Annotated in this window: 16 protein-coding genes; 8 read left to right on the top strand and 8 right to left on the bottom strand. The window is 40.7% G+C overall.

Annotated elements, in window-relative coordinates; all coding sequences use genetic code 11:
- Positions 1-1,242 precede the first annotated feature (1,242 nt).
- Positions 1,243-2,352 carry a response regulator gene (locus ACEYW6_RS05275; RefSeq protein WP_412978906.1) on the top strand — a complete coding sequence of 370 codons (1,110 nt, stop codon included), beginning with the start codon at positions 1,243-1,245 and terminating at the stop codon, positions 2,350-2,352.
- A gap of 721 nt (positions 2,353-3,073) precedes the next feature.
- Here ACEYW6_RS05275 and ACEYW6_RS05270 read toward each other — a convergent pair.
- A complete protein-coding gene (locus ACEYW6_RS05270) occupies positions 3,074-4,045 on the bottom strand; it encodes an SGNH/GDSL hydrolase family protein (protein ID WP_412978905.1) in 972 nt (323 codons plus the stop codon).
- A 559-nt stretch (positions 4,046-4,604) separates the two neighbouring features.
- On the opposite strand from ACEYW6_RS05270, the gene ACEYW6_RS05265 reads away from it, so the two are divergent.
- The 5 genes from ACEYW6_RS05265 to ACEYW6_RS05245 all read left to right on the top strand — a co-directional run bounded on the left by ACEYW6_RS05265 (position 4,605) and on the right by ACEYW6_RS05245 (position 8,326).
- Complete coding sequence (locus tag ACEYW6_RS05265; protein WP_196512953.1) at positions 4,605-5,957, top strand: OB-fold nucleic acid binding domain-containing protein; 1,353 nt, start codon at positions 4,605-4,607, stop codon at positions 5,955-5,957.
- 202 nt (positions 5,958-6,159) lie between these two features.
- Positions 6,160-6,756 (top strand): hypothetical protein, encoded by a 597-nt coding sequence (locus ACEYW6_RS05260; protein WP_190895990.1) that lies wholly within the window; start codon positions 6,160-6,162, stop codon positions 6,754-6,756.
- 206 nt (positions 6,757-6,962) lie between these two features.
- On the top strand, positions 6,963-7,502 hold the full coding sequence (locus tag ACEYW6_RS05255) for a hypothetical protein (protein WP_412978904.1): 540 nt from the start codon (positions 6,963-6,965) through the stop codon (positions 7,500-7,502).
- A 151-nt stretch (positions 7,503-7,653) separates the two neighbouring features.
- A complete protein-coding gene (locus ACEYW6_RS05250; protein ID WP_412979032.1) occupies positions 7,654-7,968 on the top strand; it encodes a hypothetical protein in 315 nt (104 codons plus the stop codon).
- Entirely contained in the window at positions 7,958-8,326 is a 369-nt protein-coding gene (locus ACEYW6_RS05245; RefSeq protein ID WP_190895986.1) for a pentapeptide repeat-containing protein, read from the top strand. Before ACEYW6_RS05250 ends, ACEYW6_RS05245 begins: the two co-directional genes overlap by 11 nt.
- A gap of 210 nt (positions 8,327-8,536) precedes the next feature.
- Here ACEYW6_RS05245 and ACEYW6_RS05240 read toward each other — a convergent pair whose 3' ends face one another.
- The 7 genes from ACEYW6_RS05240 to ACEYW6_RS05210 form a co-directional block, all read right to left on the bottom strand.
- Complete coding sequence (locus tag ACEYW6_RS05240; RefSeq protein ID WP_412978903.1) at positions 8,537-9,490, bottom strand: LysR substrate-binding domain-containing protein; 954 nt, start codon at positions 9,488-9,490, stop codon at positions 8,537-8,539.
- A 410-nt stretch (positions 9,491-9,900) separates the two neighbouring features.
- Positions 9,901-10,623, bottom strand: a complete 723-nt coding sequence (locus ACEYW6_RS05235) for a class I SAM-dependent methyltransferase (protein ID WP_412978902.1) — start codon at positions 10,621-10,623, stop codon at positions 9,901-9,903.
- 189 nt (positions 10,624-10,812) lie between these two features.
- A complete protein-coding gene (locus ACEYW6_RS05230; RefSeq protein ID WP_412978901.1) occupies positions 10,813-12,654 on the bottom strand; it encodes an ATP-binding protein in 1,842 nt (613 codons plus the stop codon).
- A 353-nt stretch (positions 12,655-13,007) separates the two neighbouring features.
- Positions 13,008-13,724 carry a pirin family protein gene (locus tag ACEYW6_RS05225; RefSeq protein ID WP_412978900.1) on the bottom strand — a complete coding sequence of 239 codons (717 nt, stop codon included), beginning with the start codon at positions 13,722-13,724 and terminating at the stop codon, positions 13,008-13,010.
- Between the two features lie 289 nt (positions 13,725-14,013).
- The gene (gene dps / locus ACEYW6_RS05220) at positions 14,014-14,586 is read right to left on the bottom strand and encodes a DNA starvation/stationary phase protection protein Dps (RefSeq protein WP_412978899.1); all 573 of its coding nucleotides are present in this window, start codon (positions 14,584-14,586) and stop codon (positions 14,014-14,016) included.
- Between the two features lie 116 nt (positions 14,587-14,702).
- Positions 14,703-15,755 carry an aldo/keto reductase gene (locus ACEYW6_RS05215; protein ID WP_412978898.1) on the bottom strand — a complete coding sequence of 351 codons (1,053 nt, stop codon included), beginning with the start codon at positions 15,753-15,755 and terminating at the stop codon, positions 14,703-14,705.
- A 25-nt stretch (positions 15,756-15,780) separates the two neighbouring features.
- Positions 15,781-16,029, bottom strand: a complete 249-nt coding sequence (locus ACEYW6_RS05210) for a hypothetical protein (protein WP_412978897.1) — start codon at positions 16,027-16,029, stop codon at positions 15,781-15,783.
- 316 nt (positions 16,030-16,345) lie between these two features.
- Here ACEYW6_RS05210 and ACEYW6_RS05205 point away from each other — a divergent pair, with 316 nt between their 5' ends.
- Positions 16,346-16,753, top strand: a complete 408-nt coding sequence (locus tag ACEYW6_RS05205) for a thiol-disulfide oxidoreductase DCC family protein (RefSeq protein ID WP_412978896.1) — start codon at positions 16,346-16,348, stop codon at positions 16,751-16,753.
- Positions 16,754-17,031: 278 nt separating this feature from the next.
- Positions 17,032-18,879: a malto-oligosyltrehalose trehalohydrolase gene (gene treZ, locus ACEYW6_RS05200; protein ID WP_412978895.1), complete on the top strand. Its 1,848-nt coding sequence runs from the start codon at positions 17,032-17,034 to the stop codon at positions 18,877-18,879.
- The last annotated feature ends 92 nt before the right edge of the window (positions 18,880-18,971 follow it).

Genomic DNA, 18,971 nt, shown 5'->3' with positions numbered 1-18,971 from the left:
ATTATTTGTAACTTTTAAAATTTAAGATTTTTCGAGCAAATTGCTACCATAAAATGATTCACTCATTTATAAGTGTAATTCAATCAATAGACACAATTATCTTTTACGGTACATTTTCAGCCTTTCCGGATATTCGATCAAATAAATACTGAAAGATAATATTAATTAGTTTTCATCTTTACTTTACTGATTTATCATGAAGTTTATATATTTTTGCGAACTTTTTTTGAAAATTATAGTAATCTGAATTTTAGTGGTTACTTACTTGTTATCTACCATCTAGCTGAAAAGAGCTATTTCGCAGGTATATACTACCAATCAAGAATTTCGCTGCAAGTTCTTGAATTTGTCACTCCAAATTGTGCCGGGTGACTATTTAGCCCCACACAATATTGGAACCCATTTCCAGTTCAGTATTTATGAAGAGACTTCCTTCTGCTGATTTGGTTGCCTGTGCATCTCACCACATACCATCATGGCGGCAATTACCAGCCAGCTAACTCATCCTTGGTCGGAGGTTACCATTCTTGTTGTGCAAGTGATAATTTTGCCCAATCCCAACACTAAGAGTTGCTCTACAATCACAAATCTAAGTATACCTAAAACTTCTAGAATACTTAGTTTTTAATAATACTTCTTTCTTGAAGAAGTTCCCCTCAAGAATAAACTTCTAGCAAAAGTGCCCGGCGACTTTCGTTACGCCTACAAAAACATAGTTTGTCAGCGCAAACTGAATGGCTAAAAGCCTTGATGGAGAATTATTTAGATCTACGTTACAGTAGATTTTGGTCGCTCCAGATTTTAGCATCAGAGGCAAAATAACTTTTGCAAGAGAACTAAAGTATCTACAATTTCAATCTGCTAAATACGGATACCAATGATGCTTTTGTGACTGATGGGCGAGAGCCAATGGTCTGTGTGTTGCACTTGAGTTACTGTTAGATTGGCTAGATTAGCGAAAGATACAGAAAACCAATCTAATTTTTGAAATACTATATCCTGGCAACCAGTCGGGCCATTTTGCTATTGGGCAATAATATGGATTGGTTTAGTTGTAATTTGTGCTTTATAGCTTAACAGAGATTGGTGAATTAGGAGTTGGGGGGTGTGGAATCTCTGTACTAACTTAAATGTGACCGCTATATTTATTTGACAGTGCTCCCAACAAAGTCGCGGTGAATTCCGAAAAGGTAATTCACTAATTTTGCCTGCAAATGTTAATTTTATTCCAGAGCCATCCCAATGAAGACACTTCCGATTAGTAGATACAGATTTTTCCAAAAGCTCCAGCCTTTATCTCTGTTAAAAAAAATCACTGGTAAGTCGGTTACTGGTTGTTTGCAAGTGTTTAGCACGTCAGGCTCTTGGTCAATATATATGGACGAGGGTAAACTAATTTATGCCTGCTACTCAGAGAAAATGTTTGAGCCACTTTACAGGAATTTGCAACGCTTGAGTCAGCAAATTTCTACTCTCCCTCGCGGAATTCACGAACAGTTGCGGGCGATATTTGAGACTGGTATTGAAAATCAAGCAATACCGAACCCAGATTATTTGGCTATTTGCTGGTTAGTCAATCAGAAATATATCAGTCCCTCTCAAGCGGCGATACTGATAGAGCAATTGGCGCTAGAAGTTCTTGAGTCATTTCTGAACTTAGAAGAGGGGAGTTATGAATTTATTCCTGAAAGCTTTCTGGATGACATGCCAAAGTTTTGTTATTTAAATCTCCGCTTACTAGTTGAACGATGTCAAACGCCTCGCAGCGTTGGCGTTCGCGTTAGCGTCTCTGAAAGAGAAGACTCTCATCAGACATCGCCAACTTCCCAATCGCACCCCTCACAATTGTTCCAAATAAATCAGCCGCAAGCTCAAACCAAAACTACATCCAAATCGTCTAGAACAAACACCTATAAACCACCAGCCTATAATACTAATGAACATAGGGATAAGGGTCAGCGAATCATCCAACCGCCCGTTAACAAAAAAATCTACACAATCTTTTGTATTGATGACAGTCCTACCGTATTGAATACTATTAAAAGTTATTTAGATGATCAAACCTTTTCTGTTGTCGGAGTCACCGATTCTTTAAAAGCTTTAATGCAGATTGTCTGCACAAAACCCGACATAATTTTGTTGGATATTTCGATGCCTAATTTAGACGGGTATGAACTTTGCTCTTTGCTGCGTAAACACTCACATTTTAAAAATACACCTGTGATTATGGTGTCAGAAAAAGTAGGATTTTTAGATAGGGCTAAAGCTAAAATGGTCAGAGCTTCAGGCTATTTAACTAAACCTTTTACACAAGGAGATTTACTAAAAGTCATCTTTCAACATATTGTTTAATTCCGTAATATAGAAAATAGCTCCACAAAACCCAATATGTTTGTTGGATGTTTTAGGTTCAGTATTACCTGGCTCGTTACCATTCTAGTTATTTAAAATTGTCTGAGTGAGTTTAAATTGGTGAGTCATTAATGTCATTAAGGCGACTAGTGCGAAAGAAGATTTAGAAATAATATTAGAAGAAAAGTCGGATGCTATTGTTACTGATGTAGTGATGTTGGGAATGAGTGGATTGAATTGTATCGCTTCATCAAAACAAATCTGATTAATGAAAAAGTAACTATTGTAATTTGTAGTAGTAAAAATCAGGCAATTCACCGCTTGTGGGTAAAGAAGCAGGGTGCTGACGCCTACATAACTAAGGGACTTCCAACTAAAAAAATATCCCATCGCATTAAGGGCAGGGGAGCAGGGAGCAGGGGAGAGGAACAGTCGTATTGAGTCCAGAAATTAGGATAATTTATTTTTTGGAGTTCCCTAAACTATATACGCCTGAGCAGCTACTGAGTATCATTCAATCGCTTGAGGCATAAACCTACACTGTTCAGTTAAGAATAATTAAGAATTAGTGGTTCAGGTCATTATTTTTGAGGGGTTGTGAAAGTTCGTAGTAAGTTAATGTGGTCTTCTCACCTTGAGAGAAAGTTTAGTGGCTCTGATCCTTGAAGTTGAGCAAAAAATCGCTTACTAAGAACCTTTTTTTGGGTTAGAGTTGACGAATTTAGTAGCTCTGAGGAAGTGGTACCTCCCTCAATATTTCTAAAAGCGATCGCACCATAACTTCACTGACAAATTTATTACCTTGTAAGTTGAGGTGAATGTGGTCGTGATACATACCTTGTGGGTTGGTAGTTGAATTGAATATCGGTAAAAAGTCTATATAGTTGATTTGCTTTGCTCTGGTAAAATCGTTCAAGCGGTGACGTGCTGTAATTTCGTAATCGCGGGGGCCTGGTTCACCAATTTCTCGTAATAAGGGAGTCATGACTAGTAGAAATTGGCTGTTGCTTTGGCGAGTTAGGGCTTGAATTTTACCGATCGCCTCCAGATTAAACCCCACGCGATCGCCTGCTTCATTTTGCACTGCTTTCATTTCGGCAATTGGCTTTTGCTTGACGATATAACGTTGCCACACTTCCACCAATGCTAGGGGAGGTTTACTATCAGGATAGTTGCGATCGCGTCCTACTGGCAAAGAGGTGGGAGGGGTAGCAAACAAATCATCGGTATTAATTAATAACACTACTGCTTGCGCGTTGAAATTGCTAAACTTTTGTAAATAAGCTAACTCGTTTCTTGGCCCCCAAGAGTTAGCTGAAGCATTCAGCACTTCTACTTCTTGATAATTACTATTAGTGGATGATGCTAGAGAATGCATCATCATTGTGGATATTGTATTAGTCTGATCTGTCCACCAGCCACCATTAGCAATAGAATCCCCTAACAGTAAAACTCGCAGCCCAGAAGGCGCAACCGTCTTTTTGATCGGACTACCTCGCATAGAATACTCATTAATTTCAATGCGATTACCAAAACGACGGGTACGCTGGTTAGGAGCCAATAAATAACCAATCTGCTCATCACCAATGTAAATTAGGGGATTACCAAAGCCAAAGAGCGATCGCAGTCCGATCTCAACTACCACAAACAATCCCAAAACCACTGCTAAAATTACGATCAACGCCACTTTCACCTACTCACACCCTCTTATACTGAGTTGCTTTTCAACGATAGTAACTGACGCATTGGGCATTGGAAAGAGGCAGAGAGGCAGGGTAAAAAGGAAAACTTTTCTTCCCCACTTTCCAGACATCTGACCGAAACAGTCTAAAGCAATGAGTGATCAGTGCTGAGTCTTAAGGTTGCACATAGTACTAATTGCTCGGTAATTTGGTCTGGAAGAAGTGACTTTAGTCGTGGAATATAATAACCAAGTTGCTTATTCAATTCCCTAACTTTAGTTATGAGATTCTCCTCTAAGCCGAGAAACTTGGCACTCAGTGCTATTCAATAAACGGATTAATATGTATTGGAATATGTTTAATCAGCTTTGAAAACAGCAATTATAAGGCTATTAACTGTCTATCTATTAGTTTACCAAGCTTTTGATATACTTTCGTTACTTTTGTGTAGGAGGATAGCAGTGTTTTCTAGTGATATAATTTTGTATTATCAGGTATTACTATATCTACAATTTTCATCATTTTATCAATTAATTAATTTTGCAAAAATTTTTTCGGGGGTAGGGTAGGATGATAAAAATAGCCACACGTAAATCTTTAGGTAAACAAAATGTCTATGACATTGGGGTTGAGCGTGACCACAATTTTGCGATCAACAATGGCTTAATAGCTGCCAATTGCTTCAATAAATCCCATTCAACTGCCTATGGTTATGTAACTTATCAAACAGCATATTTAAAAGCTAATTACCCATTGGAATATATGGCGGCGCTGTTAACGGCTAACAGTGGAGATACCGATAAAGTACAGAGATATATTACTAACTGTACAAATATGGGTATTTCCATAGATCCACCAGATATTAATCGTTCTGGTGTTGATTTTACGCCGACAGCGGGAAAGATTCTTTTTGGATTTTCGGCAGTGCGTAATGTGGGACAGAATGCGATCGCCTGTATTTTGGAGGCGAGAAATGAGACAGGAGAGTTTAAATCACTCGCTGATTTTTGCGATCGCGTGGATTTACGTGCTGTTAACCGCCGGACTCTGGAATCGCTGATTTACTGTGGAGCCTTTGACAAAATTGAACCCAACCGTCAACAGTTAATTAACGACTTAGAATTAGTGTATGATTGGGCACAATCTCGCGCTAAAGACAGAGCTAGTGGTCAAGGGAATCTCTTGGATTTATTAGGCGACGGATTTTCTTCTACTCAGAATAAAAGAGCAAATAATGCCTTTGAAACTGCTCCTAAATCTAAACCTGTGATGGATTTGCCCCCACAGAAAAAGTTGCAGATGGAGAAAGAATTATTAGGCTTTTATGTATCAGATCATCCACTGAAATCCTTACGGCAAATAGTACCGCTTTTGACCCCGATTAACCTTTCGCAACTGGCAGAGCAAAGGGAAGAAACAAGGCTTTGTGCAGTTGTCATGTTGAATAATGTCAAAAAAGTGGTTACTAAAAAAGGTGATCAGATGGCAATTTTGCAAATAGAAGACCTAACTACACAATCAGAAGCTGTAGTCTTTCCCAAAACCTATGAACGCATTAGTTCCCTACTCCAAGTTGACACCAGATTGATTATTTGGGGAAAAGTAGATCGACGCGACGAGCAAACTCAATTTATTCTTGAAGATGCAGAACCAGTGGAAACAGTACAAATGGTAATGGTGGAGTTAAATCCGCAGCAAGCAGGTAATATCGAAGAACTGCATCGCTTGAAAACAATTTTGCAAGAACAATCAGGAGACAAAGAAAAGGCAAAAATGCCAGTGATCGGAATTATACAAACTGAAAATTCTCGTAAACTTGTTCGCTTGGGTTGGCAATTTTGCGTACAAGATTCTAGAATAACCGTTCAAGCTTTGCAAAATGCCAGTTTTCCTGCTCATATAAAATTGCTGACTGGTAGCTGATACCAGAAGTGAAAAGTCCATTAATACTGAAAAGCAGCTTAAAAATTAGTTCTGCTGAACTGTCAACAGTAAATCGCCTTAAGTATTCAGGATTTTAAACGTTTTTTTAGTTACTTATGCGGATGATAATTTCCTCAAGGTAATGGTATCTTTTTATGCTAATAGCCTTAAGGCTGCGACCGGGGGAAGGAGTTAGAACTTGATGAGCGTAAACGAGCTACAGAAATTTGTTTCATATTGTAAAAAAATTCAACCCCAAACTCACGAGGACATTCAAAAATTTTTTGAAGGAGTAATTTTGTTTCCTTATGATAAGGAACTTCTATTGCAAGCTTATTTATTTCTGAATATTAAAGACTTGTTTCCGTCGTGTGCTGAATTGCTGTTATTTGAAAAATCTCCAATTTCAGATTATACAGATTTAGGTAAGTGTGATTTTGTCTACCTGACTTTTAAAGGTAGTCTGTATTTAATTGAAACTAAGTTTATTGATACAGAAGCAACGGGAGCTACAGAAAGAAAAAGAAGAAATAAACACAGAAACAAAGTATTTGAGCAAGTTATTACTTTAAAAGGTCGATTTAGTGAATATTGGAATATGAGGCTAGATCAATTAGAGTGCGGGGTTTTCACAACAGATCCAGAAGTTGCTTGGCGAGGAAATGGTGTGAATGTCACATCTAAATCAATATCTATAGACCATCTCGAAAAATGGCGAAGAAGTTATCACACTAGTGAAAAACTTTTATCTCATCAAGATGGGTCAAAGTTTGAGGGGAAGCTGAATTTGAAAGGTTGAGCCAAGACCTAAGTATACTTTTTACGGTGATTTATCCCCCATAACTTTATACAATTTGTGGAGCGATGCCTGCGGTTTTTGCTAGCCTACGCAAGTCCGAGTCCAAAGCCGCCGATTAGGGGAGAGGGAACATCGGTAACCTTGGCCCGGAAAACATGTCAGATTACTTGAATAAGTACCAAAAGTCTGACAGGAAAATTATACTAATGAGAATTTGGGCTACTACTGCTGTGCTAGCTTCTTCTTGGCTAATATCTGGGGTCATAGGTTCTGAGCCAATCAACGCTACTTCTGTTTTGGTAGAAAATGCTATATCATCTCCTGCATCTCCTGCGCCAACGAAGAAAAAACAGATTACTGTTAGTAACATCGAGTTCGGGCTGAAGAGAGTTGATTCTAGAGGTAACGTTACCATTTTCCAGACCAAAAGAGTGCCACTTCAGCAAGGAAACGCCTACGGATGGCGGATTCAACTCAAAGACTACCAAGGTGAAGTGAAATGGCGCGAAGTCTTGCGTTTACCAAAACCTCCAGAAACTTGGGGTACAGATAAGGGTGAAGACTTCTCTATGTCAGCAGATGGGATGACATCTGTGACGCGGCGCACACAATCGGCTCCAGAGGGTGTGATTGAGAATTTTTGGACGATCACTCCTGGCGATCCGGTTGGTAAGCATGAAATAGAGGTCTATATTGATGACCGTTTAATCAGTACTTTCGAGTTTGAAATTATTCCAGTCAAGTAGATGTAAAAGGTATTGGGAAGAGACAAGAAAGACAACAAATAAATCTTGTTCAATAATTCTTTCTTGTCCTCTTGTCCCTCTCATCTTCCCCTTAACCTTAAACTGAGGAGTATCTTAAAGATAGAAGTTTGATTCTTGTTGGGTGGCGATCGTGAATACAGAGGAATTCTTGCGATTAATCGAAAAACAGCGCCCATGTCCTCAGACACTGCCAAAAAGTCTGCAAGCAATGTGGTATGACAAGAAAGATGATTGGAGCAAAGCTCATGAAATAGTTCAAAATGCCAGCGATGCTGATAGTGCCTGGGTTCATGCTTACCTGCACCGCAAAGAAGGCGATTTGAACAATGCCCATTTCTGGTATCGTCGCAGTGGTCAGCCAGAATTTTCAGGAGAACTAAGTCAGGAATGGGAACAAATAACTTCTGTATTGCTAAGGAAGGTGAACGCGACGCATGAATGCTGAGGAATTAAAACGGCGTTTTGCCGCAGGAGAAAGATATTTTCCAGCCGTTAACTTGAGTAGGGACAAGCTGATTGGTGCCTATTTGCCTGGAATCAATTTATGGGGATCTGACTTGAGTGGAGCGAACCTAGCTAAAGCTAAACTCTGGGGAGCAGATTTGAGTAGAGCGAATTTAGCCAAAGCGAACTTGACCAGAGCTAATTTGAGCGGTGTCAAACTGAATGAAGCAAATCTCCGGGGAGCAAAACTAAACTATGCCAAGTTGTATGGAGCGAATCTGACTGGCGCTTACTACGATGAAAGCACGCGGTTTTCTAGAGGTTTTGACCCCATCAGTCAAAATATGCGAAAGGTGTGAAGGGGATTAGAGACTGAGTAATTTCCCTGCAAGCGGATTTTATATTACAGCGTTTTTCGATTCAACCGTAAGTCGTACAGAATTCAGCATGAATTCTGTACGACTTACTCCTTGACGATTTCTGGTTAAATTGGTGTTCGCGTAGCATGTCCTAAAGGACAAGGTATTGCTTTAAATAACTGATTTTGATACATGTTGATGTCAGCTAATTTACATAGATGATATCAACATTTGTTCAAAGACTTTGGAAAGAGCAGTTTGAAAACGCTGACGATGTTTGAGTTTGAAAAAAGGTCGAACTATTTCTGCATAGGCGTAGCCCGCCGTAGGCATCGCACCATTACCCTCTCTGTTATCAATCACTCGAATTGCCCGCAGAGTTCCCAACTGTATTTCTTTTTTTACCATCAACTCAGAAATTCCAATAGCACCGACACCATCTTCGATCGCTGCTTTTGTCATCTCTCCACTGTTGAACACTAAAATTACATCCAATTCACTGAGATTGATTCCCCAATTTTGTAGGGCTTCCTCAAACCTTTGCTGGGTTCCAGAACCTGGTTCTCGCATCACCCAAAGGGTTTGAGTTAATTGGGTTAAGTCAATTTCTCCCCATTCAAACCAAGGGTGTTTTTGACCTACCACAATTTGCAAGCGATCGCTCCCCACTATTTCGAACTCTAGAGTATTCTGAAGCGCTGGCTTTACATCTCCTTCCACCAAACCCAAATCAAACTGTCCTGTCGCCGTTCCAACACAAATCTCTTCTGTATTGGCAAGGCTACAGTTAATCTGGATACCGGGATATTGGCTCTTAAACTCACTAATTTTGCTTGGTAGCCAGTAGTTAGCAATTGTCAGACTTGACCCTAATTTCAATTCACCCCGTTGTAGATTGTTCAATTCCCGCAATCCCCTTTCAGTCAAGGAAACTTGATCGAGAATTTTCCGTGCTTCCACTTGCAGTAATTTACCAGCCTCAGCAATCTCAATATGGCGACCAATCCGATGGAATAGTTTCACTCCGTATTCTTGCTCTAAGTTGTGGATTGCTGCACTAACGGCAGGTTGGGTAATATAAAGCTCCTCTGCTGCGCGAGTAAAGTGTAAGTGCTGCGCCACAGCTAGAAAGATTTTTAGCTGCTCAAGCGTCATTCCTGCCATTTATGGTATCCCTACAACTTGGTGTAAAACTTTAATCACTTTCATTTATCATTTTGACAAACAAAAGCATTTGTTTCTATCGATTAGTTTGACTAAAGTATAAACCAAGGCTTTCTACCTAGTTATTAGTCATTGGTTATGCATCCTTTGTAAATGACCCATGCCAATGCCCAAGCATGAAATATAAGGACTTCCACAAATGAGCGGTTTAGTAACTGCAATTACCATAGGGATAAGGGCATTCATTGCCACCAACATCAATGATTAGGTATATGTTGCAAGAAAAAGATTTGGGTCATGGGAACCAGGACTTCTGCCAATGGGGAGTATGTCAGACCAATAGAACTACAGAGTCCTGGAAGGTTATTCCCGATGAATTGGGTCTACGTCCATCTATAGGCTGGGGTAGTTCACAACCGCACCTTATACAACTCGAATAATTCCCCTGATTTCTGCGTTACTACTTTACCACCAGCCGCTTTAATAGTTTTTTCCCACTTAGTCAAAGGCTCTAAAAACACCTCAGCCGCCAAATAGGTTTCCAGAACTGCCCAATCTTCTGCTAAAGGCTGTTCTGGGTTGAGAACGTCAAACACAAAATGTCCACCTGGTTTTAACACCCGCTTGACTTCTGCCAGTACAGCATCCCAATATTCGAGTGGAAAATAGCAGCTAAATCCTGTTGCGATCGCAAGGTCAAACTGTTCTGATGAGTAGCTTAACTGATGAGCTGCTCCCAACTCAACACCTTTGAACAGTTTTGAATTTAACTGCGGGCCACGGGAATTAAGGGTATCGCGTGCCACATTACTGATTTCTTGCCCATGAAAAAATGCTTGCCAATCCCGCCAAGGATAAATTAAAAAGCTGATACCACAGCCAATATCTATACAGTGCTGGTTCTTTTGAGGTTTTGCAATTTCCCAAAAAGGGGAAGCAATTCTCCCTGAGAAACTACCTCCAATCCACTCACGGAATATCGGCATCGCTTGTACTTCTGTTGGTAGTTCAAAGGTTTCACCTTGATACTCACGGTTAAAGCGATAGGCTATTTGGGCTAATCTTTCGTCCCAGTTTGTTGATTTGGGTGAAGTAAAGAGATTTTGGAACTGCGAATCGGGCTTTTTGGACATCAGGTTGCTCTTTGAGTACTTCAGTCCAATTTTAGTGTAGACAAAGTGCAAGCAGTAACTGTAAAATAGCTAACTTGAAAACTAATTTCCAGATAAAAATTTATTTTCAGAGTAGCGGCGAGGTACTAAGATTAGCTTGCTATTCTGGGTAAGACTGCGATCGCAAATTCTCCAAAATCAGCAGAGTGTTTAACGGTAACCAGCACTTTTAACTACATCCTTTCCAGGCTGTATTGGAATCTCAATCACAAACTTTGTTCCACCATCTGATGTCGAATTATACCAAATATTGCCACCGTGTTTTTCTACAACAATTTGATAACTAATAAATAATCCTAGTCCTGTCCCTTTGCCTACAGGTTTGGTGGTAAAAAATGGGTCAAACAACTTCAAGCGAATTTCTTCGGGAATACCCCCGCCATTATCGGCAATTGAGATAGACACTAGATTGTCTGAGGTTAGCTGAGTTTGAATCCAAATACTGGGTATTTTATGTTGTCGGTTAGTTTTTTCGACCGACTCTTCTAAAACATCTATAGCATTCGTTAGGATATTCATAAAAACCTGATTCAGTTCTCGAGCATAACACTGCACCAAAGGCAATTGACCATATTCTTTGATAACTTTAATTCCAGTAGCATCTGCTGTTGTCTGAAGGCGGTGATGCAAAATTATCAAGGTATTATCGATACCAGAATGAATATCCGCTTCCTTAAAAGAAGCTTCATCCAAGCGAGAGAAATTTCGCAGTGATACAATAATATCCCGGATGCGTTTTGTACCAACTTGCATCGATTGAAGAATATTGCCAAGGTCTTGTACAAGAAAGTCGAGTTCTATAGAGTTAAGTCGTTGTTGAAGTGATGGGGGTGGATGGGGATAATGCTGTTGATAAGCCATCACTAATTGCAGTAAGTTTTGGGTATATTCATCTATATGGTTAAGGTTGCCATAGATGAAATTGACAGGATTGTTAATTTCGTGTGCTACTCCTGCTACCAGTTGCCCCATGCTGGACATTTTTGCTGTTTGAATAATTTGTGCTTGGGTTTGTTGCAGTTGTGAGAGTGTATGTTGAGCAAGTTGAGCATTCTCACGAGCTTCGGTATAAAGTTGTGCTTGTTTGAGAGCTATTAGCAGTTGACGATGAGCGTAGATGTAATCCAAAATTAGTCCAGCCAAGGGCACTAAGTAGGCAACAATTTTCAAAAAGTGAGCAATATTAAAATGATTATCGAACAGAGCCGTTGAACCAAAAACCATGTGGAATTGGGTAGCGACATTAGGAATAGTACTAATAATTAGAGCGTGAGAGAATAAACTAGGATACTTGCGCCAAAAGCGGGGATAAATTAGAATTCCAGCTACCAAGAAAAGGATCAAGGGTATGATATCCCAAGGTCGAGTAATAATTGAGTTGGGAAAGATTGTTTGTGGTAAGGTGTGACTAGTGGCGCAAACAGCAATTATGCCGTAACAAACTAACCCAAAGCCCAAAGTCACTGCAACTATAAACTTTAAACTGCCTTGCCACCTTTTAGGTTTACTGAACAGAAAAATGCTGACACCGATTATTGTCACTAAGGCATTGCAAAGTCGACAAAGTGCCCAAGTAAAAGGGATGAGCTTACTGTTATCAGCAACGGTTTCAATTAACCTATCGGCAGCTAGGGTGTGGAACGCATCTATTAGTCCAGCACACAACAAAGTTACACCAATGATTGGTGTAATAATATCGCTTTTTATATAAAAGTGAGCAAAAGCCAAAATAATAGTAAATATGGCAGTACAGACAGCACTCCATTCTAAAATTGTATGGACGAAGCTTCCTTGCAATCTTTGGTAAATAACTTCTTCAATAAATCCCAAACTAGCAGGATTACAAACAACCTCTAAATTCCGGGGTGACAGACTAGAAGCAAAACTAACTCCCAACAGATTTAACGCCGATGGCAATAAGCAAATTAGCCATATTATCCAAATTAACTGAACAGGAAGTTTTAGTGTTTGCTCTGTTGATGTCGTAACCACAATCACCTCTGGAGAAGAAACTAATAGGCAGGAAAATAGAACAAAGTGTGTTGGAATCTATTATGAACACAAACTTCACTTTTTCTTTTTCTTAGAATTCCCAAAAACCATTCGTCTCTAACTACCGCAGTGGTCTAGTGGTGATACTACAAGTAGTAATACCTTATTTTGGTATCTCAACTGCAAACGAAAAATTTCATGACTGAAATTCTTAGTTAAAAAAATTTGCAATAAACTTAGTTAGACTTACGCTATCAGCCAGAGATTTATATCTCCAGCTGATGAATAAGAAAATGCTACATTCTGAATAAAAGGCTCGTCTAATTGAGCCTTTTAGCAGATAAATTGAGATATTAACCCAAATCGAAAAGCAAGATTTCGCCGCCGATATTGGTGCTAATTTCTAGCTGTTCTTCGCCGTTGATTTGCACGCCATCGCCTGCTCTGAGTTCTTGGCCATTCAAGTTAACTATGCCTTGCGCTATTTGTAACCAGGCATAGCGACCAGGTTTGACTTGATAATTAACAACATCACCTTCCTCTAAAACAGATGTGTATAAATCAACATCTTGGTGAATTGTCACGGCTCCATCGCGCCCATCTTTAGCAGCAATTAAGCGGAGTTTGCCACGCTTTTCTTCTAGAGGAAAAGCTTTTTGTTCATATCTTGGTGTCAACCCTTCTTGATCGGGAAGAATCCAGATTTGTAGCAAGTGCAGTGGCTCGGTTGGTGAGGGATTGAATTCGCTGTGGCTAATCCCAGTACCAGCACTCATAATCTGTGCATCACCAGGGCGAATCACTGAGCCTGTACCCAAGCTGTCTTTATGCTCTACAGCACCTTCTAAGACATAGGTAAGGATTTCCATGTCACGATGACCATGGGTAGGGAATCCAGCACCAGGGGCGATGCGATCGTCGTTAATTACCCGCAGAGAGCGAAATCCCATGCGGTTGGGATCGTAAAAACTACCGAAGGAAAATGTGTGATAACTATCGAGCCAGCCCATTTTAGCGTGACCGCGGGCGTTTCTATCATGAATTAGATGGCTAATTGTATTTTGAGACATAGATTTACCTCGTTGTTAATGCCGTAGAGACGCAATTAATCACGTCTGTACAAGAGTTAGGAATCAGAATGGAATTAGCATACTTTTTCGGTAACCTAATAACTTCTTCAAGATGAAAAATTAATCTTGATTTATGACTTGTCAAATATATTGTTGAATTTTGCGAACTAGTTTTGAACTATTTCAATGGTAAAGTATATACATATAAATGAAAAGTACGCACTTAAAAGTGACGTACTTACCAAAAAGATACTATTAGATTTACGAAAGCTACTTTTATCAGAAGTGCTTATTTGACACCAGCAGGGATCTTTTGAGTTTTAGTAGTACCTGCTTTGCCATTCTCTGCCTTAATTTCTGCTACTTGCAGATGAGCTTCTAAGAACCAGAGTCGTTTGTCAATGGTGCGGGAAATTTCGGTGTAAAGGTCAGCGGTATCAGCATCCCCTAATTCATCAGTTTTAGCAATCGCTTCCCGGATATGTTTAGCATAGAGTGCAAAACGATCTGCTAAGGCTGTCACATGGTCTTTACCATCCAAAATATCTAAGGGATATTCTGGCAAAATTGAATTACTAGCTGCGGCGCGGGCTGTTCCGAAAGCGTATCCGCCTAAAGCTGTGACGCGTTCAGCTACCATATCGACATACTCTTCCAATTCACCAGCCAGTTCATCAAATAATTCGTGTAGCTGGTAGAAGTCAGTTCCTTTAACATTCCAGTGCGCTTGCTTTGCCTGAGTTTTCAGATCCAAAGTAGCTGCCAAGGTTTGGTTGAGAATTACCACGATTTGCACTCGGGCTTCGGCGGGAATGTCAATACGCGTAGGGTACAAACGTGATGAAATGCTATTGTCACTCATGATTCTACGTTGTTAATGCCTTTTAAACTTAACTCTACAGAATTGTTTTCCGGTGCGAAACTCTCTGACGATGGATTGTATTAAAGGCTGAATGTGTTACTGTTTATGACTATTAGTTAAATGCGATGGTTTTCTATGGTATTGAATGTGCCACCGAAAAGGCGATCGCGAATTACATCATTCTGCAAAAAGTCATGGGGAAAACCCAGTTCAATTTGACTCACGTCATTTAAACGTTGCAAATGTTCTGGCGAAAGTACGACATCTAAAGAAGCTAAGTTATCTTGAAATTGCGTTAATTTACGTGCCCCAATAATCGGAATAATCACACCACTTTGAGCGCGTAACCAAGCTAATGCTATCTGTGATGGTGTGTGTCCAATTTCTGCTGCAACTTCACTGACAACTTGAGCGATCGCTAAATTCCGTTCTGAAATAGTTCCTAACGCTGCATTTGCTAATCGCCCCTGTTCGCTACCCTCTTGAGGAGGCTGATTATACTTGCCTGTCAGCACACCACCACCTAAAGGCGACCACGGTGTTACTGCCAAATCAAAGGCTTTTGCCATCGGTAGCAAGTCGCGTTCTGGTGTTCGCTGAATTAAACTATATTCAATTTGCAGGGCGACAAACTGTGTCCATCCTTGGAATTGGGCGATGGTATTTGCTTGGGAAATGATCCAAGCAGGGGCATCAGAAATACCGATGTAAAGTACTTTACCTTGACGGACTACATCATCAAGCGATCGCAAGACTTCTTCAATAGGTGTTGTGAAATCCCAAGCGTGCAACCAGAATAAATCAATGTAATCGGTATTCAGCCGTTTTAGGCTACCTTCTAAAGACTGGATTAAGTTCTTGCGATGGTTTCCACTGGCGTTAGGATCGCCTTTCTTCTCATTCATCTGCAAGGGAAAAGAATATTTTGTTGCAACTACAAAGCGTTCCCGTTCTTTAGCGATCAACTCACCAACAATTTTTTCACTGCTACCATCGGTATAACCGTTGGCGGTGTCAATGAAATTTCCCCCTGCTTCTACATAAGTATCAAAGATTTTACGACTTTCGTCAGCAGATGCACCCCAACCCCAATCTTCACCAAAGGTCATGGTTCCCAAGGAGAGTTCAGAGACTCTTAACCCGCTTTTGCCCAAGAGTTTGTATCTCATGAATATTTTCTCATTAATGAAAAAACTAAGCAAATACCATCCCAAAGGCATGATAACTGGAAACTGGGAGCGATGTTTGACTTAACGCATCGCCCTGCAATGTTAATGCATCGACCTGCATTGTGAATGCGACGACTTGCATTGTGAATGCGATGACTTGCATTGTGAATGCGATGACTTGCATTGTGAATGCGATGACTTGCATTGTAAATGCGGTGACTTGCATTGCTAATGCGATGACTTGCATTGCTAATGCATCGACCTGCAACTTCAATGCAGTTTTTTTTACTTCGCACTGGTTGGGTGAGGTAAGAGCGATCGCAATTCGTTGTCACCTCGTGGTAATTTTGCTTGATAATGCCTTCGCTACAATAAGCCTACGTCAAGTCAAAACAAGACCTATCTTCTGATATCTTGCCAAATTTACAACTTAAACTCGACGACATTATGCATATTTGACGATCGCCACGGTATCGGAAAGTAAGTAGTTGAAGTAATGATTGCTAATTTGCGGCTTTTTTCTAAGCTAGAATACCAAAGCTGTGTTTAGACACATTCGACAAGTCAATTGCTAAAGAGCCGTTATTTTTATGAATTACTACGTAATATACGATGGGAATTGTAATCTCTGCGTTACCCTGGTGCAGTTGCTAGAAACCTTAGACCAAGGAAAGCTGTTTCGCTACAGTCCGATGCAAGATGAGCAAACACTTTTACAGTGGGGAATTACAGCCCAAGACTGTGAACAGGGGGTAATTTTAATTGATGGTAATGAACCTCAGAGACGTTGGCAAGGTAGTAACGCTGCTGAAGAGATTGGGCGGTTATTGCCAGTAGGAAATATATTTGTAGACGCTTATCGAGCCTTACCGGGGATGAAATGGGCAGGCGATCGCTTTTACGAACAAATCCGCGATAATCGCTATGCACTCTTTGGTAAGCGTTCTAATACATATCAATCGGCATACTGTGTGGATGGTGGCTGCAAATCAACTTAAGTTAAATAGGTCGTTAGAAACCGCAGCTACACGAGGCTTTACCCACCTGCGTGGGTTTCAAAACTCCAGCCTCCAGCCTCCTAATTTGTCATTAGACAGAATTTGTTCTGGTCAAAAATCCGCCTCCAGGTACTAGCAAAAACTCTCCTAGACCAACCATTATGCTATCTGGCGTGTTTGTAAACATTTTGCAATCAATGGCATTTGCGATCGCCTAGGGCGGGTACGCCATCGCGCCATAATTCGGCACAACACATGATCTGATGGGAGGATACTGCGTGAGAATTGGTGCTAACTACTTGGGTAACGGAGAGTGTGAATTTACAGTTTGGTCTCCGCTATTAGATAGCGTCACAGTAAAAATTTTGACGCCAGAACAGCAGTTAATTCCGCTCAAGCCTCAGTCTGAGGGATACTGGCACACGAAAGTCAACGATGTGTATCCCGGTACGCTTTATCGGTATGTCTTAAATGGGCAAGACACCTTTGCCGATCCAGCATCGCAGTATCAACCTGAAGGGGTGCATGGGCCGTCTCAAATTGTCGACCAACATTTTGAGTGGACTGATGAAGGGTGGACTGGTATTCCTGTGGAGTCGATGATTTTCTACGAACTCCATGTTGGGACATTCACGCCTGAAGGAACTTTCACCGCCATCATTCCCCGCTTACCAGATTTAAAAGAACTGGGAATTAATGCCATTGAAATTATGCCCATCTCCCAGTTTCCGGGAGACACTCATATTGAAGCAACTCTTGCATATCGCAACTGGGGTTATGACGGCGTTTACCCTTATGCTGTCCAAAATTCCTATGGTAGCCCAGCCGATCTGAAGCAACTGGTAAATGCTTGTCACCAACACGGAATTGCCGTAGTGCTGGATGTGGTGTATAACCACTTTGGGCCTGAAGGCAACTATATGAGTCAGTTCGCGCCCTACTTTACAAAAACCTATAAAACACCTTGGGGCGAAGCGCTGAATTTCGACGATGCCTATAGTCAGGGTGTGCGAAATTATTTTATCGAAAATGCGCTTTACTGGTTGCGCGAGTTTCACATAGATGCATTGCGGCTGGATGCTATTCAAGCAATTTACGATTTAGGGGCGAAGCATTTTCTCTGGGAACTAGCGGAAGCAGTTCATCATTTTTCACAACAAGGGCAAAAATGGAAACGCCATCTAATTGCCGAAAGTGACCAGAATAATCCGCAAATAATTCGTCCGGTAGAATTGGGTGGATATGGTCTTGATGCCCAGTGGAGTGATGATTTTCACCATTCATTGCACGCACTATTGACAGGCGATCGCCAAGGATATTATCAAGATTTTGGGCAATGCGCTCAGTTGGCAAAAGCTTATGAAGATACTTTTGTCTACGATTGGAAATATGCTCCACACCGTAAGCGATTTCATGGCGTATCTTGCCGCGATCGCCCTTTATCACAGTTTGCAGTCTGCATTCAGAATCACGATCAAATCGGCAATCAAATGAAAGGAGAACGCCTCAGCCAGAGGATCTCTTTTGAGGGATTAAAGTTAGCTGCTGGGGCTGTACTGCTGTCGCCCAATTTACCTCTGTTGTTCATGGGAGAAGAATACGGCGAAACTGCACCCTTCATTTACTTTGTCAGTCACTCCGATCCAGATTTAATTCAAGCAGTTCGAGCCGGACGCAAACAAGAATTTGAAGCATTTCACTATGCAGATGATCCCCCAGATCCCGAATCGGCAGAAACTTTCCTGCGTTCTAAACTGAATTGGCAATTACGCAATGACGGTAACCACAAGGTTTTATGGAATTGGTATCGTCAGTTAATTAATTTACGCAAGACGCATCCAGCACTTTTGAATCAAGACCGCAATTTCATCCAAGCCACTAGCGATGAAGAGAAGCAGCTGGTCATCGTGCGTCGTTGGTGCGAATCAAATGAACTAATATTTGTGATGAATTTCAATTCGTCTCCACTGACAGTGACTCTGCCGTTTGAGCAAAATGCTAATAAATTGTTGGACTCTGCTGATACCTCATGGTTTGGGCATGGTTCTGAAGCTGCTGAACATTTGTCTGTGGGCCAAGAAGTGAAATTGCAACCTACTAGTTTAGTACTCTATGAAAAAGGATGAGGGGGAGAGTTAGAACTGAAAATTTCAGCCTTATAACTTCAACGTTCGAGCAAAAAGGCTAAACGTTCATGCTAAAAGCCTCAACGTTCGAG

The sequence above is a fragment of the Nostoc sp. UIC 10607 genome, assembly GCF_047228265.1.
Taxonomy (GTDB): domain Bacteria; phylum Cyanobacteriota; class Cyanobacteriia; order Cyanobacteriales; family Nostocaceae; genus Nostoc; species Nostoc foliaceum_A.
This window is presented reverse-complemented; position numbering and strand designations above follow the sequence as displayed.

Bases quoted from the DNA above. Each gene is read 5' to 3' on its own strand.
- ACEYW6_RS05275 (WP_412978906.1), top strand. From the start codon at position 1,243: ATGAAGACACTTCCGATTAGTAGATACAGATTTTTCCAAAAGCTCCAG.
- ACEYW6_RS05265 (WP_196512953.1), top strand. From the start codon at position 4,605: ATGATAAAAATAGCCACACGTAAATCTTTAGGTAAACAAAATGTCTAT.
- ACEYW6_RS05260 (WP_190895990.1), top strand. From the start codon at position 6,160: ATGAGCGTAAACGAGCTACAGAAATTTGTTTCATATTGTAAAAAAATT.
- ACEYW6_RS05255 (WP_412978904.1), top strand. From the start codon at position 6,963: ATGAGAATTTGGGCTACTACTGCTGTGCTAGCTTCTTCTTGGCTAATA.
- ACEYW6_RS05245 (WP_190895986.1), top strand. From the start codon at position 7,958: ATGAATGCTGAGGAATTAAAACGGCGTTTTGCCGCAGGAGAAAGATAT.
- ACEYW6_RS05240 (WP_412978903.1), bottom strand. From the start codon at position 9,490: ATGGCAGGAATGACGCTTGAGCAGCTAAAAATCTTTCTAGCTGTGGCG.
- ACEYW6_RS05235 (WP_412978902.1), bottom strand. From the start codon at position 10,623: ATGTCCAAAAAGCCCGATTCGCAGTTCCAAAATCTCTTTACTTCACCC.
- ACEYW6_RS05225 (WP_412978900.1), bottom strand. From the start codon at position 13,724: ATGTCTCAAAATACAATTAGCCATCTAATTCATGATAGAAACGCCCGC.
- dps (WP_412978899.1), bottom strand. From the start codon at position 14,586: ATGAGTGACAATAGCATTTCATCACGTTTGTACCCTACGCGTATTGAC.
- ACEYW6_RS05215 (WP_412978898.1), bottom strand. From the start codon at position 15,755: ATGAGATACAAACTCTTGGGCAAAAGCGGGTTAAGAGTCTCTGAACTC.
- ACEYW6_RS05205 (WP_412978896.1), top strand. From the start codon at position 16,346: ATGAATTACTACGTAATATACGATGGGAATTGTAATCTCTGCGTTACC.